The 20,211-nt window shown below is 70.5% G+C and carries 17 protein-coding genes; 3 read left to right on the top strand and 14 right to left on the bottom strand.

The genetic code is table 11. The features are described from left to right. Positions 1-599 precede the first annotated feature (599 nt). The 6 genes from glgB to RN02_RS08840 all read right to left on the bottom strand — a co-directional run bounded on the left by glgB (position 600) and on the right by RN02_RS08840 (position 9,859). Positions 600-2,792 (bottom strand): 1,4-alpha-glucan branching protein GlgB, encoded by a 2,193-nt coding sequence (glgB, locus tag RN02_RS08865; protein WP_043314131.1) that lies wholly within the window; start codon positions 2,790-2,792, stop codon positions 600-602. Next, positions 2,789-6,115, bottom strand: coding sequence for a maltose alpha-D-glucosyltransferase (treS, locus tag RN02_RS08860; RefSeq protein WP_043314130.1), 3,327 nt, complete (start codon positions 6,113-6,115; stop codon positions 2,789-2,791). Before treS ends, glgB begins: the two co-directional genes overlap by 4 nt. A gap of 10 nt (positions 6,116-6,125) precedes the next feature. Then, a complete protein-coding gene (locus RN02_RS08855) occupies positions 6,126-8,108 on the bottom strand; it encodes an alpha-1,4-glucan--maltose-1-phosphate maltosyltransferase (RefSeq protein ID WP_043314129.1) in 1,983 nt (660 codons plus the stop codon). 115 nt (positions 8,109-8,223) lie between these two features. After that, positions 8,224-9,099 carry a non-homologous end joining protein Ku gene (ku, locus tag RN02_RS08850; RefSeq protein WP_043314128.1) on the bottom strand — a complete coding sequence of 292 codons (876 nt, stop codon included), beginning with the start codon at positions 9,097-9,099 and terminating at the stop codon, positions 8,224-8,226. Between the two features lie 9 nt (positions 9,100-9,108). Then, positions 9,109-9,351, bottom strand: a complete 243-nt coding sequence (locus tag RN02_RS08845; protein ID WP_043314127.1) for a hypothetical protein — start codon at positions 9,349-9,351, stop codon at positions 9,109-9,111. Continuing rightward, complete coding sequence (locus tag RN02_RS08840; protein WP_043266442.1) at positions 9,341-9,859, bottom strand: MgtC/SapB family protein; 519 nt, start codon at positions 9,857-9,859, stop codon at positions 9,341-9,343. Before RN02_RS08840 ends, RN02_RS08845 begins: the two co-directional genes overlap by 11 nt. Positions 9,860-10,025: 166 nt before the next feature. Here RN02_RS08840 and RN02_RS08835 point away from each other — a divergent pair, with 166 nt between their 5' ends. Then, positions 10,026-10,430: a hypothetical protein gene (locus RN02_RS08835; protein ID WP_043266444.1), complete on the top strand. Its 405-nt coding sequence runs from the start codon at positions 10,026-10,028 to the stop codon at positions 10,428-10,430. 3 nt (positions 10,431-10,433) lie between these two features. Here RN02_RS08835 and RN02_RS08830 read toward each other — a convergent pair whose 3' ends face one another. Then, on the bottom strand, positions 10,434-12,893 hold the full coding sequence (locus RN02_RS08830; RefSeq protein WP_043314126.1) for a glycogen/starch/alpha-glucan phosphorylase: 2,460 nt from the start codon (positions 12,891-12,893) through the stop codon (positions 10,434-10,436). A 199-nt stretch (positions 12,894-13,092) separates the two neighbouring features. Here RN02_RS08830 and RN02_RS08825 point away from each other — a divergent pair, with 199 nt between their 5' ends. Further along, positions 13,093-13,467, top strand: a complete 375-nt coding sequence (locus RN02_RS08825) for a Rho termination factor N-terminal domain-containing protein (RefSeq protein WP_043314125.1) — start codon at positions 13,093-13,095, stop codon at positions 13,465-13,467. A 49-nt stretch (positions 13,468-13,516) separates the two neighbouring features. Here the strand turns inward: RN02_RS08825 and RN02_RS08820 are convergent, their stop codons facing one another. The 6 genes from RN02_RS08820 to RN02_RS08795 all read right to left on the bottom strand — a co-directional run bounded on the left by RN02_RS08820 (position 13,517) and on the right by RN02_RS08795 (position 18,891). After that, positions 13,517-14,368, bottom strand: a complete 852-nt coding sequence (locus RN02_RS08820; RefSeq protein ID WP_043314124.1) for an SDR family oxidoreductase — start codon at positions 14,366-14,368, stop codon at positions 13,517-13,519. Between the two features lie 40 nt (positions 14,369-14,408). After that, positions 14,409-14,585 (bottom strand): metallothionein, encoded by a 177-nt coding sequence (locus RN02_RS08815; RefSeq protein WP_009619813.1) that lies wholly within the window; start codon positions 14,583-14,585, stop codon positions 14,409-14,411. A 647-nt stretch (positions 14,586-15,232) separates the two neighbouring features. Continuing rightward, positions 15,233-17,785, bottom strand: a complete 2,553-nt coding sequence (gene ligD, locus RN02_RS08810) for a DNA ligase D (RefSeq protein WP_043314123.1) — start codon at positions 17,783-17,785, stop codon at positions 15,233-15,235. A gap of 26 nt (positions 17,786-17,811) precedes the next feature. Further along, a complete protein-coding gene (locus RN02_RS08805) occupies positions 17,812-18,264 on the bottom strand; it encodes a hypothetical protein (protein ID WP_043314122.1) in 453 nt (150 codons plus the stop codon). Positions 18,265-18,330: 66 nt separating this feature from the next. Further along, complete coding sequence (locus RN02_RS08800) at positions 18,331-18,570, bottom strand: metallothionein (protein ID WP_043314121.1); 240 nt, start codon at positions 18,568-18,570, stop codon at positions 18,331-18,333. A gap of 90 nt (positions 18,571-18,660) precedes the next feature. Then, entirely contained in the window at positions 18,661-18,891 is a 231-nt protein-coding gene (locus RN02_RS08795) for a hypothetical protein (RefSeq protein WP_009619807.1), read from the bottom strand. Between the two features lie 467 nt (positions 18,892-19,358). On the opposite strand from RN02_RS08795, the gene RN02_RS08790 reads away from it, so the two are divergent. Then, on the top strand, positions 19,359-19,730 hold the full coding sequence (locus tag RN02_RS08790) for a DUF3509 domain-containing protein (protein WP_043314120.1): 372 nt from the start codon (positions 19,359-19,361) through the stop codon (positions 19,728-19,730). A gap of 45 nt (positions 19,731-19,775) precedes the next feature. Here the strand turns inward: RN02_RS08790 and RN02_RS08785 are convergent, their stop codons facing one another. Then, on the bottom strand, positions 19,776-20,189 hold the full coding sequence (locus tag RN02_RS08785) for a CBS domain-containing protein (protein WP_043266468.1): 414 nt from the start codon (positions 20,187-20,189) through the stop codon (positions 19,776-19,778). Positions 20,190-20,211 lie beyond the last annotated feature (22 nt).

The raw sequence follows: 20,211 nt of genomic DNA, 5'->3' as shown, positions 1-20,211 counted from the left end.
TCGGCGCTTGTCGTGAGCGCGTGGGTGGGGGAAGTCTCCTACCGTCTGGCTTGCAGAAGCGGGTCTTGTCCCTCCACCCCCGACAGGTTCCTACCCTACCGCCATACAAGCGGATCTTATCCGCGAACCGCGCCGGAAGGTTCGGCTATCGCGGATGAATCCGCCAGGACATGCCGTGCCTCGTGCAAACCTGTAGGAGCGGGCCCTGCCCGCGATTCGCGCGCAGGGCGCGCTCCTACAGGGGAATGGCGTGGGTGGCGCAGCGTAGCGGATCTTATCCGCGAACCGCGCCGGGACGTCCGGCTATCGCGGATGAATCCGCCAGGACATGCCGTGCCTCGCGCAAACCTGTAGGAGCGGGCCCTGCCCGCGATTCGCGCGCAGGGCGCGCTCCTACAGGGGAATGGCGTGGGTGGCGCAGCGTAGGAGATCTTATCCGCGAACCGTGCCGGAACGTCCGGCTATCGCGGATGAATCCGTCAGGACATGCCGTGCCTCGCGCAAACCTGTAGGAGCGGGCCCTGCCCGCGAATCGCGCGCAGGGCGCGCTCCTACAGGGGAATGGCGCAGGTGGCGCAGCGTAGGGATCTTATCCGCGATTACGCCGGCAGGGCCGGCGCCGGTTCCAGGACCAGGCTGCCCAGCGGCGGCAAATCCAGCAGCAGCGAGTATGGCTGACCGTGGGACGGCTCCGGGAGTGTCTCGCAGCGCTCGCGGCTGCCGGCATCGGAGCCGGCGTAGCAGGCGCCGTCGGAGTTCAGCCGCACCTGCCAGGCGCCTTGCAGCGGCACCCCTACCCGATAGCCTTCGCGCGGCAGCGGCGTGAAGTTGTGCACCACCAGCAGCGGCGAGCCTTCGCGGTCCAGGCGCAACCAGGCGTAGACGCTGTTGCGCTGGTCGTCGCCGATCAGCCAGTGGAAGCCCTCGGGACTGTCGTCCAGCTGGTGCAGCGCCGGCAGTTCGCGGTACAGGCGGTTGAGGTCGCGCACCAGCGTCTGCACGCCCAGGTGCTCGGCGTAGCGCAGCAGGTACCAGTCCAGCTGGTCGTCGTGGTCCCACTCGCGCCACTGGCCGAACTCGCAGCCCATGAACAGCAGCTTGCGCCCCGGGTGCGTCCACATCAGGCTCAGGTACAGGCGCAGGTTGGCGAACTGGCGCCAGCGGTCGCCGGGCATCTTGCCCAGCAGCGAGCCCTTGCCGTGCACCACCTCGTCGTGGGAGATGGGCAGGATGAAGCGCTCGGTGAAGGCGTAGAGCAGGCCGAAGGTCAGGCGGTGGTGATGGTAGCCGCGGTACAGCGGGTCCTCGCGGATGTAGGCCAGGGTGTCGTGCATCCAGCCCATGTTCCACTTGTGCGAGAAACCCAGCCCGCCCTCGGCCACCGGGCGGCTGACGCCGGGCCAGGCGGTGGATTCCTCGGCGATCACCAGGGCGTCGGGCACCTCGGCGGCGACCACCTCGTTGAGGTGGCGGAGGAACTCGATGGCCTCCAGGTTCTCGCGCCCGCCGTGGCGGTTGGGGATCCACTCGCCCTCCTTGCGCGAATAGTCGCGGTAGAGCATCGAGGCCACGGCGTCGACGCGCAGGCCGTCGACGTGGTACTCGCGCAGCCAGTGCAGCGCCGAGGCCAGCAGGAAGCCGTGCACCTCGGTGCGGCCGAGGTTGTAGATGTAGGTGTCCCAGTCCGGGTGGAAGCCCTCGAAGGGATGCGCGTATTCGTACAGCGCGGTGCCGTCGAACTGCCCCAGGCCGTGCGCGTCGGTGGGGAAATGCGCCGGCACCCAGTCGAGGATGACGCCGATCCCGGCCTGGTGGCAGCGCTCGACGAAGGCGGCGAACTGCGCCGGGCTGCCGTAGCGCGCGGTGGGGGCGAACAGCGACAGCGGCTGGTAGCCCCAGGAGCCGCCGAAGGGATGCTCCATGATCGGCATCAGCTCGACGTGGGTGAAGCCCATGTCCTGCAGGTAGGGGAGCAGCCGCTCGGCCAGCTCGTCCCAGCTCGGCGGGCGGCCGTCGAGGGTCTGCCAGGAGCCGGCGTGCAGTTCGTAGATCGCCAGCGGGCTTTCCGCGCCCTGGCGGCTGCGCCGCTCGCTCATCCAGCGTTCGTCCCGCCAGTGCCGCGGCGCCGGGTCGGCCACCCGCGAGCCGGTGGCCGGCGGCCGTTCCGTGGCCAGCGCCACAGGGTCGGCCTTGAGCGGCAGCAGGCCGCCGGGGCCGAGGATTTCGTACTTGTAGACCTCGCCGGGTTGCAGGCGCGGCACGAACAGTTCCCACACGCCGCTGGGGTAGCGCAGGCGCATGGCGTGGCGGCGCCCGTCCCAGGCGTTGAAGTCGCCCACCACCGACACGCGCCGGGCATTGGGCGCCCACACGGCGAAGCGCACCCCGGCCACGCCGTCCACGCTCATGGCCTGGGCGCCGAAGCACTGGCCCAGGTGGCGGTGGTTGCCTTCGGCGAACAGGTACAGGTCGGTGTCGCCCAGCAGCGGGCCGAAGGCGTAGGGGTCCTCGGTGATCTGTTCGCCCTCGGGCCAGTGGATGCGCAGCAGGTAGGCCTGGCGCGCATCCAGGTGGGCGCTGAACAGGCCGCTGGCGTCCCGCTGCTGCATGGCCGCGAGGAATTCGCCCTCGCGGCCCAGCAGCTCGCAGGCGAAGGCCCCCGGCAGCCAGGCGCGCACGCGCCAGCCGTCGCCCTCCGGGTGCGGGCCGAGGAAGGCGAAGGTGTCGCCGTGCTCGGCCCGTTGCAGCCCTTGCAGGTGGTTGCGTTCGTCGTCTTGCGACGCTTGTGTCATGGCCTTCCTCCCAGCAGGTGGAGCGTCAGTTCCAGCATTCCCTGCAGCGGCACGGCGACCCAGTCGGGGCGGTGGCCGCTCTCGTAGACCACTTCGTAGGCCGCCTTCTCCAGGCTGAACAGCGCCAGGGCCGCGCCCTCCCCCTCGCGCCCGCGCCATTCGTGGGGCAGCCCGGCGGCGGCCAGGCGGTAGGCGTCGAGGAAGGCGTCGCGGGCGTCCGCGCGGTAGCGCTGGGCCAGGGCGCGGCGCACCCGCACCGCTTCTTCCGAGACGTCGGCGCTCTGCAGGCTGCGCTCGGCCATGGCGGCGGCGTAGTCGAAGGAGCGCAGCACCCCGGCCACGTCCTTCATCGGGCTGTTCAGGGCCCGGCGTTCGGCCAGCGAACGGTTGGGCTCGCCCTCGAAATCGATCAGGTAGGCGTCCTCCTGCACCACCAGCACCTGGCCCAGGTGCAGGTCGCCGTGCACGCGGATCATCAGGCCGCCCTCGGCCAGCCGCGCCAGGTTGCCCACCGCCAGCAGCAGCTCGTCGCGCAGCTCCAGCAGGCGCGCGGCCTGGGCGCGGCCGCGCTCGTCCAGCCCCGGGGCGTCTTCCAGCGCCCGCAGGGCCTGCTCGACCTGGGCGCCGACGCCCTCCTGCCAGGCGCGGCTATCGGCCGGGGCGCTGCGCCGCGGGGCGAAGTCCGGCTCGTCCGCGCCGTCGGCCAGCACCTGGTGCATCTCGCCCAGGCGCCGGCCGAGGGTGGCGGCGAAGCCGCGCAGCTCGTCCAGGGCATCGAATTCCGGAGGCTGCGCGGCGCCGGCGGCCAGGGCCTCGCGGATGGCCCGCTCGAGGTTGTTCTGCGTCCAGGTCCAGGCGTCGCCCTGGTTGCTCAGGTAGCCCTGCAGCAGCATCAGGGTATGCGTCTGCCCCTGCTCGTCCACCCGGCGCACCTCGCCCAGCAGCGGCGCGACGTTGGCAAAGCCATGGCGGCTCAGGTAGGCGCCCATTTCCGCCTCCGGGTGCAGGCCGGGCGAGACGCGGCGCAGCACCTTGAGCAGCAGGCCGTCGCCGACCAGCGCCGAGGTGTTCGACTGGTCCGCGGCCAGCACCCGCACCGGGATGTCCTCGGCCAGTTCCAGCTCGGCCAGGCCGGGTTGCGGCAGGAACTGCACCTCGCCGCCGTCGCCGGCCAGGGTCGCGTTCTCGCGCAGCAGGCGCAGCACCACGCGGCTGAAGCGCGGCAGGCTCAGGGCGTCGGTCAGCAGGCCGACGCGGCGGCCGCGGCGCAGCCGGGCCAGGGCCAGTTGCTGCGGCAGGTCGTAGCCGCTGCTGCTTTTTTCCGGCGCCGCGGCCAGGGGCAACTGGTAGCGCTCGCGCAGCTCGCCGTCGCGGTATTCCAGTTCCGCCAGCAGCGGCGCGGCGTCATCCTCCTCCAGCGGCAGCGCATAGAGCAGGCGCACGCTGCCGGCCTGCGCGCGGGCATGGGGGAACCAGCGCCGGCGCGGCAGGTAGCGCGGCAGCGAATCCCTCTCCAGCAGCTCGCGCGGGGCGCCGGCCATGATCTCTTCCAGACGCTGGCCCAGCACCAGGGTCGGCAGTTCCGGCAGGCGCTCCTCCGGCTGGCGGTGCCAGCTGGGCATGCGCTGGGAATCGGCCAGGTAGAACCAGTAGAAGCCGTAGGGCGGCAGGGTCAGCAGGTAGGTCAGCCGGCCGATCGGCGGGAAGGCCGCGCCGCCGAGCATTTCCAGCGGCACGCGGCCGTCGAACTCGGCCAGCTCCAGTTCCACCGCCTGGGCCGCGCCGGACAGGTTGGCCACGCACAGCAGACTGTCCTCGCCGTCCTCGCCGCGGTACTGCCGCAGGTAGGCGAGGATGCGCCTGTTGCTCGGCGACAGCAGGGTCATGCTGCCGCGGCCGAAGGCCTTCTGCTGCTTGCGCACGGCGAGCATGCGCCGCGTCCAGTTGAGCAGCGAATGCGGGTCGCGCAGCTGCGCCTCGACGTTGACGCTCTGGTAGCCGTACAGCGGGTCGAGGATGGCCGGCAGCACCAGGCTCGCCGGGTCGGCGCGGGAGAAGCCGCCGTTGCGGTCCACCGACCATTGCATGGGGGTGCGCACGCCGTCGCGGTCGCCCAGGTAGATGTTGTCGCCCATGCCGATCTCGTCGCCGTAGTACAGCGTCGGCGTGCCGGGCATCGACAGCAGCAGGCTGTTGAGCAGCTCGATGCGCCGCCGGTCGCGCTCCACCAGCGGCGCCAGGCGCCGGCGGATGCCCAGGTTGATGCGCGCGCGGCGGTCGGCGGCGTAGTAGTTCCACAGGTAGTCGCGCTCGTCGTCGGTGACCATCTCCAGGGTCAGCTCGTCGTGGTTGCGCAGGAAGATCGCCCACTGGCAGTTGTCGGGGATGGCCGGGGTCTGGCGCAGGATGTCGCTGATGGGGAAGCGGTCTTCCTGGGCGATGGCCATGTACATGCGCGGCATCAGCGGGAAGTGGAAGGCCATGTGGCATTCGTCGCCGGGGCCGCCGTCGTCCACGCCGCCGAAGTACGGGCGGGTGTCCTCCGGCCACTGGTTGGCCTCGGCCAGCAGCATGCGGTCGGGGTAGTGGGCGTCCAGCTCGGCGCGGATGCGCTTGAGCACCGCGTGGGTTTCCGGCAGGTTCTCGCTGCTGGTGCCCTCGCGCTCGATCAGGTAGGGAATGGCGTCCAGGCGCAGGCCGTCCACGCCCAGGTCGAGCCAGAAGCGCATCACCCCCAGCACGGCGCGCAGCACCTGCGGGTTGTCGAAGTTCAGGTCCGGCTGGTGCGAGTAGAAGCGGTGCCAGTAGTACTGCCCGGCCAGCGGGTCCCAGGTCCAGTTGGAGGTCTCGCTGTCGACGAAGATGATGCGGGTGCCGGCATAGCGCTCGTCAGTGTCGGACCACACGTACCACTCCCGCGCCCGCGAGCCCTTCTTCGCCCGCCGCGCGCGCTGGAACCAGGGGTGCTGGTCGGAGGTGTGGTTGATCACCAGCTCGGTGATCACCCGCAGGCCGCGCGCATGGGCGGCGGCGATGAAGCGGCGCACGTCGGCCAGGCTGCCGTAGTCGGGGTGCACGCCGCGGTACATGGCGATGTCGTAGCCGTCGTCGCGCCGCGGCGAGGGGTAGAACGGCAGCAGCCAGAGGGTGTTCACCCCCAGGTCGGCGATGTAGTCGAGCTTCTCGATCAGCCCGGGGAAGTCGCCGATGCCGTCGTTGTTGGCGTCGAAGAAGGACTTCACGTGCAACTGGTAGATGACCGCGTCCTTGTACCAGAGCGGGTCGTGCAGGAAGGGACGGGGCTTTCTCAGGCGTCTGGCCATGGGCGGACTCCTAGCGGCGCTGCGGATGCAGGCGCCAGATGCCGAAGGGAAGGTGCCAGGGCTCGATGCGCATCCGTTGGCGTTTGCCGTACCAGGTCCACTGGTGGCCGTTCATCAGGTCCTCGCCGCCCATGGCGGCGTCGTCCGCCAGGCCGAACTCCCACAGCGGCAGCTCGAAGTCGGCCTCCTGGGCGTTGTCCGGGTCCAGGCACACGGCGACCAGCACGAAGTTGGCCAGGTCCGCGGTGCGCTTGCCGAAATAGAGGATGTTGTCGTTCCAGGCGTTGTAGGCCTGGAAGCCGAGGTGGCTGTGCAGCGCCGGGTTCTCGCGGCGGATGCGGTTGAGCTGGGTGATCTCGCCGACGATGTTGCCCGGCGCGCGGTAGTCGCGCTGGCGCAGCTGGTACTTCTCGGAGTCGGCGTATTCCTCGCGCCCGGGGATGGCCGCGGCCTCGCACAGCTCGAAGCCCGAATACATCCCCCACAGCCCCGAGCCGGTGGCCGCCAGCACGGCGCGGATGAGAAAGCCGGCGCGCCCGCTGCGCTGCAGGAAGAAGGGGTTGATGTCCGGGGTGTTGACGAAGAAGTTGGGCCGGTAGCAGTCGCGCCAGGGCGGCTGGTTCAGCTCGGCGAGGTATTCCTGCAATTCCTGCTTGGTGTTGCGCCAGGTGAAGTAGGTGTAGCTCTGGCTGAAGCCGAGCTTGCCCAGGCGCGCCATCATCGCCGGGCGGGTGAAGGCCTCGGCCAGGAAGATCACCTCGGGGTGCAGGTGGCGCACCTCGGCGATCAGCCATTCCCAGAACGGCAGCGGCTTGGTGTGCGGGTTGTCGACGCGGAACAGCGTCACGCCCTGGGCCACCCAGCCCAGCACCACCTCCAGCAGCGCCAGCCACAGCGAGGGCACGGCGTCGGTGGCGTAGAAATCGACGTTGACGATGTCCTCGTACTTCTTCGGCGGGTTCTCGGCATGGCGGATGCTGCCGTCGGCGCGCCAGCTGAACCAGCCGGGGTGCCGGCGCAGCCAGGGGTGGTCCGGCGAGCACTGGATGGCGAAGTCCAGAGCCACCTCCAGGCCGTGGGTGCGGGCGTCGGCCACCAGCGCGCGGAAGTCTTCCAGGCTGCCCAGCTGCGGGTGCACGGCCTCGTGGCCGCCCTCCTCGGCGCCGATGGCGTAGGGGCTGCCGGGGTCGTCCGGGCCGGCCTGCAGGCTGTTGTTCGGGCCCTTGCGGTGGGTGCGGCCGATGGGGTGGATGGGCGGGAAATACAGCACGTCGAAGCCCATGGCGGCGATTTCCGGCAGGCGCCGGCGCACGTCCTCGAAGCGCCCGTGCACGCCCGGCTGCGCGCCCTCCGAGCGCGGGAACAGCTCGTACCAGCTGGCGAAGCCGGCCAGCGGCCGCTCCACCTCCAGGCTCAGCAGCGGGCTGCGCACGCGGTGCAGGCGCGGCTCCACTCGTTGCATCAGTTCCAGGGTGGCCGGCGCCAGCAGCAGGGCCACGCGGCCGTCGCGGGCCTGCTCGGCGGCAAGCTGGCCCAGCAGGGCGTCCAGTTGCGCGGCGGGTTCGCCCTGGGCACCCTGCCGCGCCTCGCGCAGCAGTTGCTCGCCCTCGCTGAGTTCCAGGTCCACGGCCTGGCCGGCGGCGTACTTCTTCTCCAGGTCGTGGCGGAAGCTGGCGTAGCGGTCCAGCCAGGCCTGGATCACGAACTGGATGCGGCCCTCGTGGGGCGGCAGCAGCTCGGCGCGCCACAGGTCGTTGCCCTGCCAGGCCAGCGGCAGGCTGCGCCAGGCCTCTTCCGGCTCCAGGCGCCAGGTCACCTCGGCGCCCAGTTGCTCGTGGCCGTCCATGAAGATGCGCGCGCTGACCGGGCAGCCCCGGCCGGCGATGGCCTTGGCGGCGAAGCGCCCGCCCTCGACCTGGGGCTCGATGCCCTCGATGGCGATGCGCGGCGCCTTGGCCGCGGCGCTGGCGCGCCCCTGCAGGTCCGGATTCATCGCTGCGCCCTCCTCGCCAGGCGATCGCATGTTCGTCGTCGGCCGCAACCTGCGGCCCCATGCTTTCCGAGGCCGGGCCCGCCGGCAAGTTCAGACTTTTCGCCGGCGGGCCGGCTCAGCGCGGGGCGCGCCGCCGGCCGCTGCTCTTGCGCGGCGCCGGCGCCTCTCCGGCCTTGCCCCTGGGCGCCGCTTTGCCGCCGCCCCCGGCGTTGCCGCGCAGGCTGCGCCGCAGCAGGTCGGTGAGGTCGATGATGTCGGCGCCCTCCCCGGCTTCCGGCGTCTCGGCGCCGGGCACTTCCTCCAGTTGGCCCTTGGCGGCCTTCTGCTCGACCAGGGCGTGGATCTCGTCGCTGAAGCTGTCCTTGAAGGCCGAGTCGTCCCAGGCCTGGCTCATGTCTTCCACCAGGCGCGTGGCCATCTCGCGCTCGCGCTTGTCCAGGTCGACGTCGTCCAGCTCCAGGCCCAGTTCGTCCACCGAGCGCACCTCGCCCGGCCAGCGCAGCGTCATCAGCAGCAGCGCCTCGCCGTCGGCCAGCAGCGCCGCCAGATGCTGGCGGCTGTGCAGCACCAGCTGGCACACCGCGACCTTGCCGCTGCGCGCGAGGGTCTCGCGCAGCAGCACGTAGACCTTCTCGCCGCGCCGCTCGGAGCTCAGGTAGTAGGGCGTGTCGAAGTACGCCAGGGGAATCTCGCCGCGCTCGACGAAGCGCAGGATGTCGATGGTCTGGGTGGCCCGCGGGCGCGCCGCGCGGATTTCCGCCTCGCTGAGCACCACGTAGCGGCCCTTCTCGTATTCCACGCCCTTGACGATCTGCTCCTTGGGCACCTCCTTGCCGGTCACCTTGTTCACCCGCTTGTAGCCCACCGGCTCCAGGCTGCGGGCGTCCAGCCAGTCGAAGTCGGTGCCGCCGGAGCGGCTGGCGCTGTTCAGCCCCACGGGGATGTGCACCAGGCCGAAACTGATCGCGCCCTTCCAGATCACGCGCGCCATGCATGCCTCCTACAGTGAGATGCCGTCGTCGAAGCGGACGCGGCCGTCCGCCGAAATGTCGCGGATGCGCGCCAGCATGCGCCGGGCCGCGTCCTCGGCCTGGGCCTCGTTGCGGCTGCCGGGGGCGAACACCCAGAGCACCTGCACCGCCGCGCCCTCGCGCCTGGGCTGGTATTCGATCAGCCCGACGTAGGCGCCGCCGCTGCGCATGGCGTCGGTCCAGGCGCTGCTGCCGCTGAATTCACGGAACATGGTGATCCTCCGCGGTCTTGCGCGGCGCCCGCGGCCGCTCGAACAGGCGCGGCAGGCTGTGCAGCACCAGCAGCGCCAGCAGGGTGCCGAGCACCGCGGTGGCGGAATGGCCGCGGCCCACGCAGATGCCGATGGCGGTGCTCAGCCACAGCCCCGCCGCCGTGGTCAGCCCCTTCACCCGCGCGGTGTCGGCGCTGTCCTGCTTGAGGATGGTGCCGGCGCAGAGGAAGCCGATGCCCGCGGCGATGCCCTGGATCACCCGGCTGATGGCGTCGTCGCCGGCGCCGCCCTCGCTCATGGCCATGACGAAGAGCGCGGCGCCCAGGGTGACCAGCATGTGCGTGCGCAGCCCGGCGGCCTTGCCCTGGGCCTCGCGCTCGTAGCCCAGCAGGCCGCCGAGCAGCGCGGCGAGCGCCAGGCGGAAGCAGGCGCGGGTGATCTGCTCCAGCTCGCGCAGGTCGGAAAACTCCGCCAGCAGGGCCGCGGCGATGCGCGACAGGGTCTCCATGGGCTTCTCCGCGAAGGGCCGTTGCAGGTGCAGACTGCCGCGCCGGCCGATGGTTTGAACGATTTCCCCGGCGGAAGCCCGGCACGACCGCCCGGCGGATCGTCCGCGCATTCGCCCGCCGCGCCTGTCCAACCCCGGCAAGCGTCGAACACCAAAGGAATGTGCCATGAACAGCCGCGACGACACCGACTTCGCCCAGGCCTACGAACAGGCCCTGACCGAAGTGGCCCTGCCCGCCTTCGCCGCCGCCGGCGAGTACGCCCGCGCCCACGGCCTGCTCTGCCACGTGGGCCTGCACCGTGGCGCCGGCGGGCTCTCCGAGCTGGGCCTGCACGCCCGCCGCCCCGGCGAGGGCCTGGACTGCCGCTGCCTGATCAGCGCCGAGCCGCAGAGCGCCAGCCTGGTGCACGAGAACCACTACGGCGGGCGCAGCGAGCCGGAGCGCATCGTCGGCCCGCTGGCCTCGCTCAACCGCATGGTGCTGGACACCCGCCTGCAGGCCTTCTTCCAGACCGGCTTCGGCCTCAGCCCGGACTACCTGGCGCGCCGCCACGGCGGCGGCTTCTGGTAGACCCTAGGCGCCGCCCAGCGGCACCTTCCAGATGTCCTCGGCGTACTCGCGGATGGTGCGGTCGGAGGAGAACCAGCCGACCCGCGCGGTGTTCAGCACCGCCGCCCGCCACCAGCGCGCCGGCTCGCGCCACAGCGCCTCGACGCGTTCCTGGGCCTGCCAGTAGGCCTCGAAGTCGGCGCAGAGCATGAACCTGTCGTCGTGGCGCAGCCCCTCCACCAGGGCCGTGTAGCGGTTGGCGTCGTCCGGCGAGAACACCCCCGAGCCGATGGCCTTCAGGGCTTCCTGCAGGCGCGGCGAGGCGGCGATCTCGCCGGCCATGGACAGCTCGCCGGCGTGCTTGCGGGCCTCCACCTGCTGGGCGGTGAGGCCGAAGATGAACAGGTTCTCCAGGCCGATGCGCTCGGACATCTCGACGTTGGCGCCGTCCAGGGTGCCGATGGTCAGCGCGCCGTTCAAGGCGAACTTCATGTTGCTGGTGCCCGAGGCCTCCAGGCCCGCGGTGGAAATCTGCTCGGACAGGTCCGCCGCCGGGATGATGGCCTCGGCCAGGCTGACGTTGTAGTTGGGGATGAACACCACCTTGAGCAGGCCGCGCACGGTGGGGTCGTCGTTGACGATGCGGGCGACGTCGTTGGCCAGCTTGATGATCAGCTTGGCCTGGTGGTAGCTGGGCGCGGCCTTGCCGGCGAAGATCTTCACCCGCGGCACCCGCGGGGTGGCCGGGTCGTTGCGGATGTCCTGGTACAGCGCCACGGCGTGCAGCAGGTTGAGCAGTTGGCGCTTGTACTCGTGGATGCGCTTGACCTGCACGTCGAACAGCGCCTCGACGTCCAGGCGGATGCCCAGGCGCTCCTCCACCAGCCGCGCCAGGCGTGCCTTGTTGTGCCGCCGCTGCTGGGCGAAGCCGCGCTGCACCGCGGCGTCCCCGGCGAGGGCCTCCAGGGCGCGCAGGCGCGTCTCGGGGTCGTCGAGCAGTTCGCGGCCGAGGAACTCGCAGAGCAGCCCGGTCAGCTCCGGGTTGGTCTGGAACAGCCAGCGGCGGAAGGTCACGCCGTTGGTCTTGTTGCTGATGCGCCCCGGGTACAGGCGGTGCAGGTCGCGGAACACCGTCTCGCGCATCAGCTCGGTGTGCAGCGCGGAGACGCCGTTGACGCTGTGCGAGCCGAGGAACGCCAGGTTGCCCATGCGCACCCGCCGGCCGTTGTCCTCCTCGATCAGCGACACCGCGCGCAGCAGGGCGAAGTCGTGGATGTCCTTGGCGCGCAGCGCGTCGATGTGGAAGGCGTTGATCAGGTAGATGATCTGCATGTGCCGCGGCAGCATGCGCTCCATCAGCCCCACCGGCCAGGACTCCAGGGCCTCGGGCAGCAGCGTGTGGTTGGTGTAGGACAGCGTCGCCACGGTCAGCTCCCAGGCCTGCTCCCACTGCAGGTAATGGTCGTCCAGCAGCAGGCGCATCAGTTCGGCCACGGCGATGGCCGGGTGGGTGTCGTTGAGCTGGATGGCCACCCGCGCCGGCAGGCTGGCCAGCGCCAGGCCCTGGCCCAGGTGGCGCTGCAACAGGTCCTGCAGCGAGGCGCTGACGAAGAAGTATTCCTGGCGCAGGCGCAGCTCCTGGCCGGCCTCGGTGCTGTCCGCCGGGTAGAGCACCCGCGAGATGCTCTCGGCGCGCGCCGTGTCGGCCACCGCGCCGAGGTGGTCGCCGGCGTTGAAGCGGTCGAGCTTGAGGGTTTCCTCGCCGCGGGCGCGCCACAGCCGCAGGGTGTTCACCCCGGCCCGCCGCCAGCCGACGATGGGCATGTCGTAGGCCACCGCGCGCAGGCGTTCCATGGGTTCCCAGTGCTGCCGCGCGCTGCCGTCGCCGCCGTCGATGGCGTACACGCTGCCGCCGAAGCCGATGCTGATGCTGCATTCCGGGCGCTCGAACTCCCAGGGGTTGCCGAAGTCCAGCCAGGTCTCCGGCTGCTCCTGCTGCCAGCCGTCGGCGATGCTCTGGCGGAACAGCCCGTGCTCGTAGCGGATGCCGTAGCCGTAGGCGGGGATGTCGAGGGTCGCCATGCTCTCCATGAAGCACGCCGCCAGGCGGCCCAGGCCGCCGTTGCCCAGGGCCGCGTCGGGCTCGGCCAGGCGCACCTGCTCCAGGTCCACGCCCAGTTGCAGCAGGGCCTCGCGGGCGATCTCCAGCAGGCCGAGGTTGCTCAGGTTGTCGATCAGCAGGCGGCCGATGAGGAACTCCAGCGACAGGTAGTAGACGCGCTTGCGCTGGCCGCGGTCGATGCTGCGGCTGGCCTCGTCCCAGCCGTCGACGATGTAGCGCCGCGCGGCCAGCGCCACGGCCTCGAACCAGTCGTGGGCGTAGGCATCGGCGGCGTCCTTGCCGACGTCGTAGCGCAGTCGCGTCAGCACTTCCTGCTTGAAGGTTTCCACCTGTTCGGGAACGGGGGTGCTGGAGCCGTGCATGGCGTGTTCTCCGTGGTTCGCCTTGGGAAAAGGGCGGCGCCGGCGGCCGCCTCGTGTATCTAGGCCCGGTGCGCCGGCCAGAGTTCAGGCGTTTTTCCCCTCGTCCGCGGCCGTCCGTCCGAATCGCTGAACACCGCCCGGCGCCGCCGCCTCTCCCGAACGAACCCCGCAGTGAAGCGGCCGCGAAAGGAGAAGAGCGATGCCCCGAGGCAGCAAAGACAAGTACACCGACAAGCAGAAGCGCAAGGCCGAACATATCGAGGAAAGCTACGAGGAGCGTGGCGTGTCCAGGGACGAGGCCGAAGCGCGGGCCTGGGCCACCGTCAACAAGCAGTCCGGCGGCGGCGAGCGCGCCGGCGGCTCGGGCCAGAAGAAGAGCTCAACGGCCAAGGCCGAGTCGCGGCGTTCCTCGGCGCGCCGCGCGGTGGCCACCAAGCACGGCGTGCCGCGCCCCGGCCAGCGCCTGGAGGCGATGAACAAGCAGGAACTGCTGGAGCGCGCGCGCCGGCAGAACATCCGCGGGCGCTCGTCCATGCGCAAGCAGGAGCTGATCGAGGCCTTGCGCAAGGCCTGATCCCTGGCCCCTGGCCCCTGGCGCTGCATTGCGCCAGGGGCCGGGCGTCTCAGCCGTTGACCACGGTTCCGCCGTTGACGTGCAGCACCTGGCCGCTCATGTACGAGGAGTCGGAACAGGCCAGGTAGACGTAGGCCGGGGCCAGCTCGTCGGGCTGACCGGGGCGCCCCATCGGCGTGTTGCTGCCGAACTCCGCCACCTCTTCGGCGCTGAAGGTCGAGGGGATCAGCGGCGTCCAGATCGGCCCCGGGGCCACGGCGTTCACCCGGATGCCGCGCTGCACCAGGTTCAGCGCCAGGGAACGGGTGAAGGAAGTGATGGCGCCCTTGGTCGAGGAATAGTCGATCAGCCTGGGGTTGCCCTTGTAGGCGGTGATCGAGGTGGTGTTGACGATGGCCGCGCCCTCGCCCATCAGCGGCAGCAGCGCCTTGGTCAGCTGGAACATGCCGAAGATGTTGGTGCGGAAGGTGCGCTCCCACTGTTCCTCGCTGATGTCTTCGAGGGAGTCGGCCGGGTGCTGTTCGCCGGCGTTGTTCACCAGCACGTCCAGCCTGCCCCAGCGTTCCTTCAGGCGCCGCGCCACCTCGGCGCAGAAACCGGCATCGGCGACGTCGCCGGCCAGTTCCAGGCAGTGCCGGCCGCAGGCCTCGATCAACTGGCAGGTCTTGGTCGCGTCCTCGGTTTCCTCCAGGTACAGCAGCATCACGTCGGCGCCCTCGCGGGCGAAGGTCAGCGCCACGGCGCGGCCGATGCCGCTGTCGCCGCCGGTGACCACCGCCACCTTGCCCTCCAGCTTGCCGGCGGTGCGGTAGCTTTCCGAGGCGAACTCCGGCGGCGGCTGCATGATCTCCTCGCGGCCGGGCTGCCGGTCCTGGTGCTGGGGCGGTAGTTTCTCGCTCATGGTGGCTGTCCTCCGGTGCGTGGGTCGGTAGCGCGGGCCGTCAGCCGCGCGGCGGCAGGGTCTCGCCGCAATGGCAGTGCGGGTCCTGGCAGTGCTTCTCGCCATCGGGGTGGCCGTCCGCGCAGGCCTGGCAGCAATAGGCGCGGCCGTCGGCGAACACGGCCGCCGCGCCCAGGCTGCACTGGCAGCCGGGGCAGGCGCAGGGTTGGTCGCTCATGACAGGTCTCCTCCGCTTCGTGGCGCGGGGCCGCAGCCCCGCCGGTCACAGGGTTCGGCCGGCCGTGGGCGGCGGAGTTCAGCTTTTTCCGCCAGCGGCCCGCCGGCTGCGCGCATTTCGCTGCTGCTATTCGCCTGCCTGTGGAGCCAGGGAGCTTCGTGGTTGCGCATCATGCCGAGCGATCCCCTCTCCCGCTTGCGGGGGAGGGTTAGGGAGGGGGAGCGGAGTCAGGGTTGGCAGAGGTGTGTCGGCGAAGTCCGTTGCCCTCACCCCAGCCCTCTCCCAGAGGGAGAGGGAGCCGTTCGGCGTGGGCGATGAATTCGCAGTCGTCCTGAGACTTCGTCAGTGACGTAGGGCGTATAACCGTTCGCGGTTATTCGCCGATACACCGAGGTGATGGCCAATGCCCAGATCCCCCCCGGAGCTGCTGGAAACCAAGGCCAAACGGCGGATAACGCCATAGGCGTTATGCGCCCTACAGCCCGGACGTAGGAGCAACTGTGAAGCGCTTTTCGTAGGATGGGTTGAGCCTTGGCGAAACCCATGCGGCCACGGTGATGGGTATCGCTTCGCTCAACGCCATCCTACGGATTGTGTTTGCGGACGTAGGAGCGGACTTCGTCCGCGATCCGGCCGGCAGGCCGGCCTCAGCGCTCCTCGCCCAACTGCCGCCACATCCGCCGCGTCAGGCGTTGCCGGGTCTCGCCCCAACTCGCCCAGGGGTCATCCTCGCCCTTCAGCGCCAGGCGCTCGTCGATGTTGCCCAGGTTCCAGGCATTGGCGCCGCGCAACGCATCCAGCTCGCCCTCGGCCACCGGCACCGACACCGGCAGGCCTTCGCGGGCGCGGACCGACCAGGCGCACACGGTGCTGGCGCCGCGACTGTTGCGCAGGTAGTCGACGAAGATCCGCCCGACGCGGTTCTTCGGCCCGGATACGGCGCTGAAGCGGTCCGGCATCTGCCTGGCCAGGTGGCGGGTGATGGCGTGGGCGAAGTCCTTGACCTCGTCCCAGCCGTGGCGGCGCTCCAGCGGCACCAGGATGTGCATGCCCTTGCCGCCGCTGGTCTTGAGAAAGCAGGCCAGGCCCAGTTCGTCGAGCACTGCGAGGGTCAGCCGGGTTGCCTCGATCATGCGCGCCCAGGGCAGGCTGGGGTCGGGGTCCAGGTCGAGGACGAAGCGGTCGGGGTGCTCCAGGTCGTCCACCCGGGCGTTCCAGGTGTGCAGCTCGACCACGCCCATCTGCGCGGCGCCGGCCAGGGCCTTGGCGGTGGCGATGCGCAGCAGCGGCGCGTGGCCCGGGTCCAGGCGCGGGTCCAGCTGTTCCACGCCGGGCATGGCGTTGCGCGAGGCGTGGCGCTGGAAGAACACTTCGCCGCCGACGCCGTCCGGGGCGCGCAGCAGCGACACCGGGCGGTCGCCGAGCCAGGGCAGGATGCGCTCGGCGGCCTTCTCGTAGTAGCGCGCCAGGTCCAGCTTGCGCAGGCCGCTGGCGGCGTCGATCACCCGCTCGGGGTGGGTGATGGCCACGCCGGCCACCTTCGCGTCGTCCTTCGCCGCCTTGCGCGGACGTTTCGCCGCGGGCTGCGCGCCCTCCCCGGCCGCCGGCTTCGCGCGTTCCTCGACTATCGCCTCGGCGGGCTTGTCGTTGCGCAGGCCGTGGAACACCGCGTGGCGCACCAGGCCCTCGCGGGTCATTTCGGCGAAGGCCACTTCGCAGAGCCGCTCGGGGCGCAGCCAGGTCACGCCCTGGAAGGCCTGGCCGCGCGGCGGCGAGGCCAGCGGGCAGGTCTTGCTGGCCAGCGGGCGCAGGTTGTCGTGCACCCGCTTGAGGGTGGCGGCGTCGAAGCCGGTGCCCACCTTGCCGGCGTAGCGCAGTTCGCCCTGGTCGTCGTGCAGGCCCAGCAGCAGCGCGCCGAAATGCCGGCGGCTGCCCTTGGGCGGGGTCAGGCCGAGGATGACGAATTCCTGGCGGCGCTTGCACTTGAGCTTGATCCAGTCGGTGGAGCGGCGCTCGACATAGACGCTACCGGCGCGCTTGCCGATCAGCCCTTCCAGGCCCAGGCGGCAGGCGCTGTCGAGGATGCTGCGCGGGTCGTCGGTGAAATCCTCCGAGTAGCGCAGGCGGTCGCTGGCATTGTGCTTCAGCAACCCGGCCAGCATGGCGCGGCGCTGCTCCACGGGCTGCCGGCGCAGGTCCTCGCCGTCCAGCCAGAGCAGGTCGAACAGGGTGTAGCGCACCTCGTCGCTGGCGCCGACGTCGAAGGCGTTCTGCAGGCGCTGGAAGTCCGGGCGGCCCTCCTCGTCCACCACCAGGATTTCGCCGTCGAGCCAGGCGGACTGCAGCGGCAGGGCGCGCAGCGCGGCGCAGATGTCCGGCAGGCGCTCCGCCCAGTCGTGGCCGTTGCGCGTCTGCAGGCGCACCTCGCCCTTTTCCACCCGCGCCAGGATGCGGTAGCCGTCGAGCTTCAACTCGTAGCGCCAGTCGCCCTCCGGGGGCGCATCCAGCAACGTGGCCAGTTCCGGGGAGATGCGCTCGGGCATGGCGCCGGCCTTGGCGGCCTTGCGGCGCGGCGCCTTGGCCGCGGCGGCGCGCCTGGGCGGGTCGGCCGGCTTTTGCGCCGGCGCCGCCTCGCCGGGCAGCGTCCGCCCGCTGAGCACGCTCTGCGGCGCCTCGGCGAGGATGTCGTGGCGGGGGAAGTCGCGGGCCTGGTCGTCGCGCCCCTTGACCAGGAACCACTGTGGCTTGCGCCCGGCCATGCGGGTGCGGATGAGGTTCCAGCTGCCGTGCAGCTTGCTGCCTTCCAGGCGGAACTTCAGGTGGCCGTTCTCCAGGCCCTGCCGCGGGTCGCCCAGGGGCTGCCAGCGGCCGCGGTCCCAGACGATAACGTCGCCGGCGCCGTAGTGGCCCTCGGGGATGTGGCCCTCGAAGCCGGCGTACTCCAGCGGGTGGTCCTCCACCTCGATGGCCAGGCGCTTCACCGAAGGGTCCAGGCAGGGCCCCTTGGGCACCGCCCAGCTCTTGAGCACGCCATCGAGTTCCAGGCGGAAGTCGTAGTGCAGGTGGCTGGCGTCATGCTTCTGGACGACGAATTCCAGTTCCCCGGCCTGGTGTCCGGGGGCCTCGCCGCGCGGCTCCGGCGTGCCGCTGAAGTCACGGCGGCGAGCGTACTCCTCCAGGCTCGGCGTATCACTGGCCATGGGCGTTTCCTCCGCGGCGGGCCGCTTCAGCGTTCTTCCTCGTCAGTGTCCGGCGGCGACACCTGGTCGGTCCAGGGTTTGCCGTCCAAAGGCGCGGAGCGGCCCAACTCGGCCTCGTCCAGGCCGATGCCGCCGCCGATCTCCTCCTCGCCCACCACCCGCAGTTCGCGGTCCACCGGTGTTTCGTCGGCGGGCTCGAGTTCGGACTCGGTGCCTTCGTCGAGCAGCGTCTCCGGGGCCAGGTCGTCGCTGTCCACGTGGTCCTCGTACTCGCCGTCGACCAGGGTCTCGCCGCCGGTCATGCCCATCTCGGCAGCCCGCTGCGGCGGGAACTCCTCATTCACTTCGCGTCGCGGACGCTCGTCGCCGATGCGGCCCGTGGCGCGCTCGTCCTCGAAATCCAGTTCGCGCACCGAGCCCATGCGGTCCTCGGTGTCGTCGATTTCCTGCGGCTGGCTGTGCTTGCGATCGTCGCTCATGGCCTTCTCCTCTCGCTGGGCGCCGCCCTGTCCGGCCACCTACGGGCCGCGCGCGGCGCATGGGCCTCAGGGGGAAATGGGGTCGCTGGCGGGGAAGGTTTCTTCCAGGGAGTGGTCCAGTTGCCGTTCCTGCGCCTTCTTCAGCCTGCCGCTGTCGGCGCAGGGGCATTCGGGGTCCTTGCACTGGCGGTCCTCGGGGTGGCCCTGGGCGCAGGCCTGGCAGCAGAAATAGCGGTCGCCCTCGCGCACGGCGGCGGCGTCCAGCTCGCAGATGCAGTTGGGGCAGGCACAGATATCGGGTTTCATTTCCAGGCTCCTCCGTGCGTCAGCTCTACCTCGGTTGAGCCGGACGCAAGCGGGGAGTTCAGCTTTTCCCGCGGGCGACGCCGCCGCGCCTCAGGCGGCGGCGTAGGTGCGGATCAGCTCCTGGCCCAGGCTTTCCACCTGCTCGGCGGTGCAGAGTTCCTCGCCGCTGATGCCTACCACCGTGGTGGGCGCCCTGCCCTGCGACGGGTGGCGCAGGCTGATGGCGTAGCAGCCATCGAGCTGGCGGCAGCAGTTGAAGCGGAACCCCGGATGGTTGTGCTGCAACAAGGCTTCGATTTCGCCACGAGTGAAATGCGTCATGCGGATACCCTCCCCGGGAAAAAGCCCCTCTTTCGGGAAAAGGTAGCGCCGGTCGCCAGCGAAAAAAGGCTGGCAGGACGCCATCCTTTGGCCATGCAGAATGCCTGATTGGCAAAAGCGCTCCGCGGGTCATCCACTTAGCGGGACCGCGGACCTGCGCGCCGCTTTCTTGTCGCCCCAAAAAGCGTCGAGCCCGACGAGCGGTAGGCACCATGGGGCGTTACCGGTACCCGGGTACCAACCGCCATCGAGGCCCGGCCGGCAGAGGCGCGCCTGGATTGCATTTCGCCACCACCCGGGCATGCAGTAAGGCGCCGGGCGAGCCCGCCGCTTTGCAATGCGCAAGCATCAAAGGGCCATCTATTCAGCTGAAAGTTCAACGTAAACAGCCGCTTAGGAATAGCGGCACGGGCGGAACGATTGCTGCAAAGGCATCGGCTACCCAACCAACACACAGGGAGTACGCCATGCCTGCCATTTCCAACACCGCCATCGAATACCTGCAGAACCAGTTCCGCGCCTATGCCCCGCAATTCTCCTACCGCCCCGACGGCTCGGTGCTGATGGACCTGCACGACGCCAACGGCGAGCGCATCGCCCTGCGCGTGCTGCACAAGGAAGAGCAGGAAAACGACGTCCTGCTGAACAACCTGGTGGAGCGCATCCGCCGCGACCTGATCACCGAGTCGGGTCCGCTGCAGCCGGACAACGTCGACTGGTTCCTCAAGCGTATCGAGCTGCGCACCTTCGTTCCCGGCAACTACCGGCACCGGCCACGCAAGATAGTGGTAGCCGGCGAGCGCCTGCGCGCCCTGGCCGAGCGCAACCCGCGCTGGTAACCCCCCTGCCCCGCCGCCGGCATGCGCCGGCGGCGGGACCTGCGCTCAATGCGGCCGCGCCACCGCCCGCAGCAGGTTGGCGCCCAGCTTGTCGGCGTTGCAGCTGGCGACGTTGGCCAGGGACACCACGCCCACCAGGCGTTTCTGCCGGTTCACCACCGCCAGGCGGCGCTTCTCGATCTGCCCCATGTTCTTGGCCACGTGGTCCAGCTCCTCGTCGTCGAAGCAGTAGCAGACGCCGGGACTCATCACCTCGCTGACCGCCGTGCGCCCGTCCAGGCCATCGGCCAGGCCGCGCACCACCAGGTCGCGGTCGGTGACCACGCCGGTCATGCGCTCGCCCTCGCCGACGATCAGGGCGCCGATGTCCGCCTGGCGCATCAGCAGCGCCGCCTCCTGCAGGGTGGTGGCCGGGTCGATGGTGCGGACTTCGCGGCTCATGACTTCGCTGACTTTCATCGCTGTTCTCCTCAAGGGTGGA

Origin of the sequence: Pseudomonas sp. PI1 (assembly GCF_000812405.1) — a bacterium.
Classification (GTDB): Bacteria; Pseudomonadota; Gammaproteobacteria; order Pseudomonadales; family Pseudomonadaceae; genus Pseudomonas; species Pseudomonas citronellolis.
This window is presented reverse-complemented; position numbering and strand designations above follow the sequence as displayed.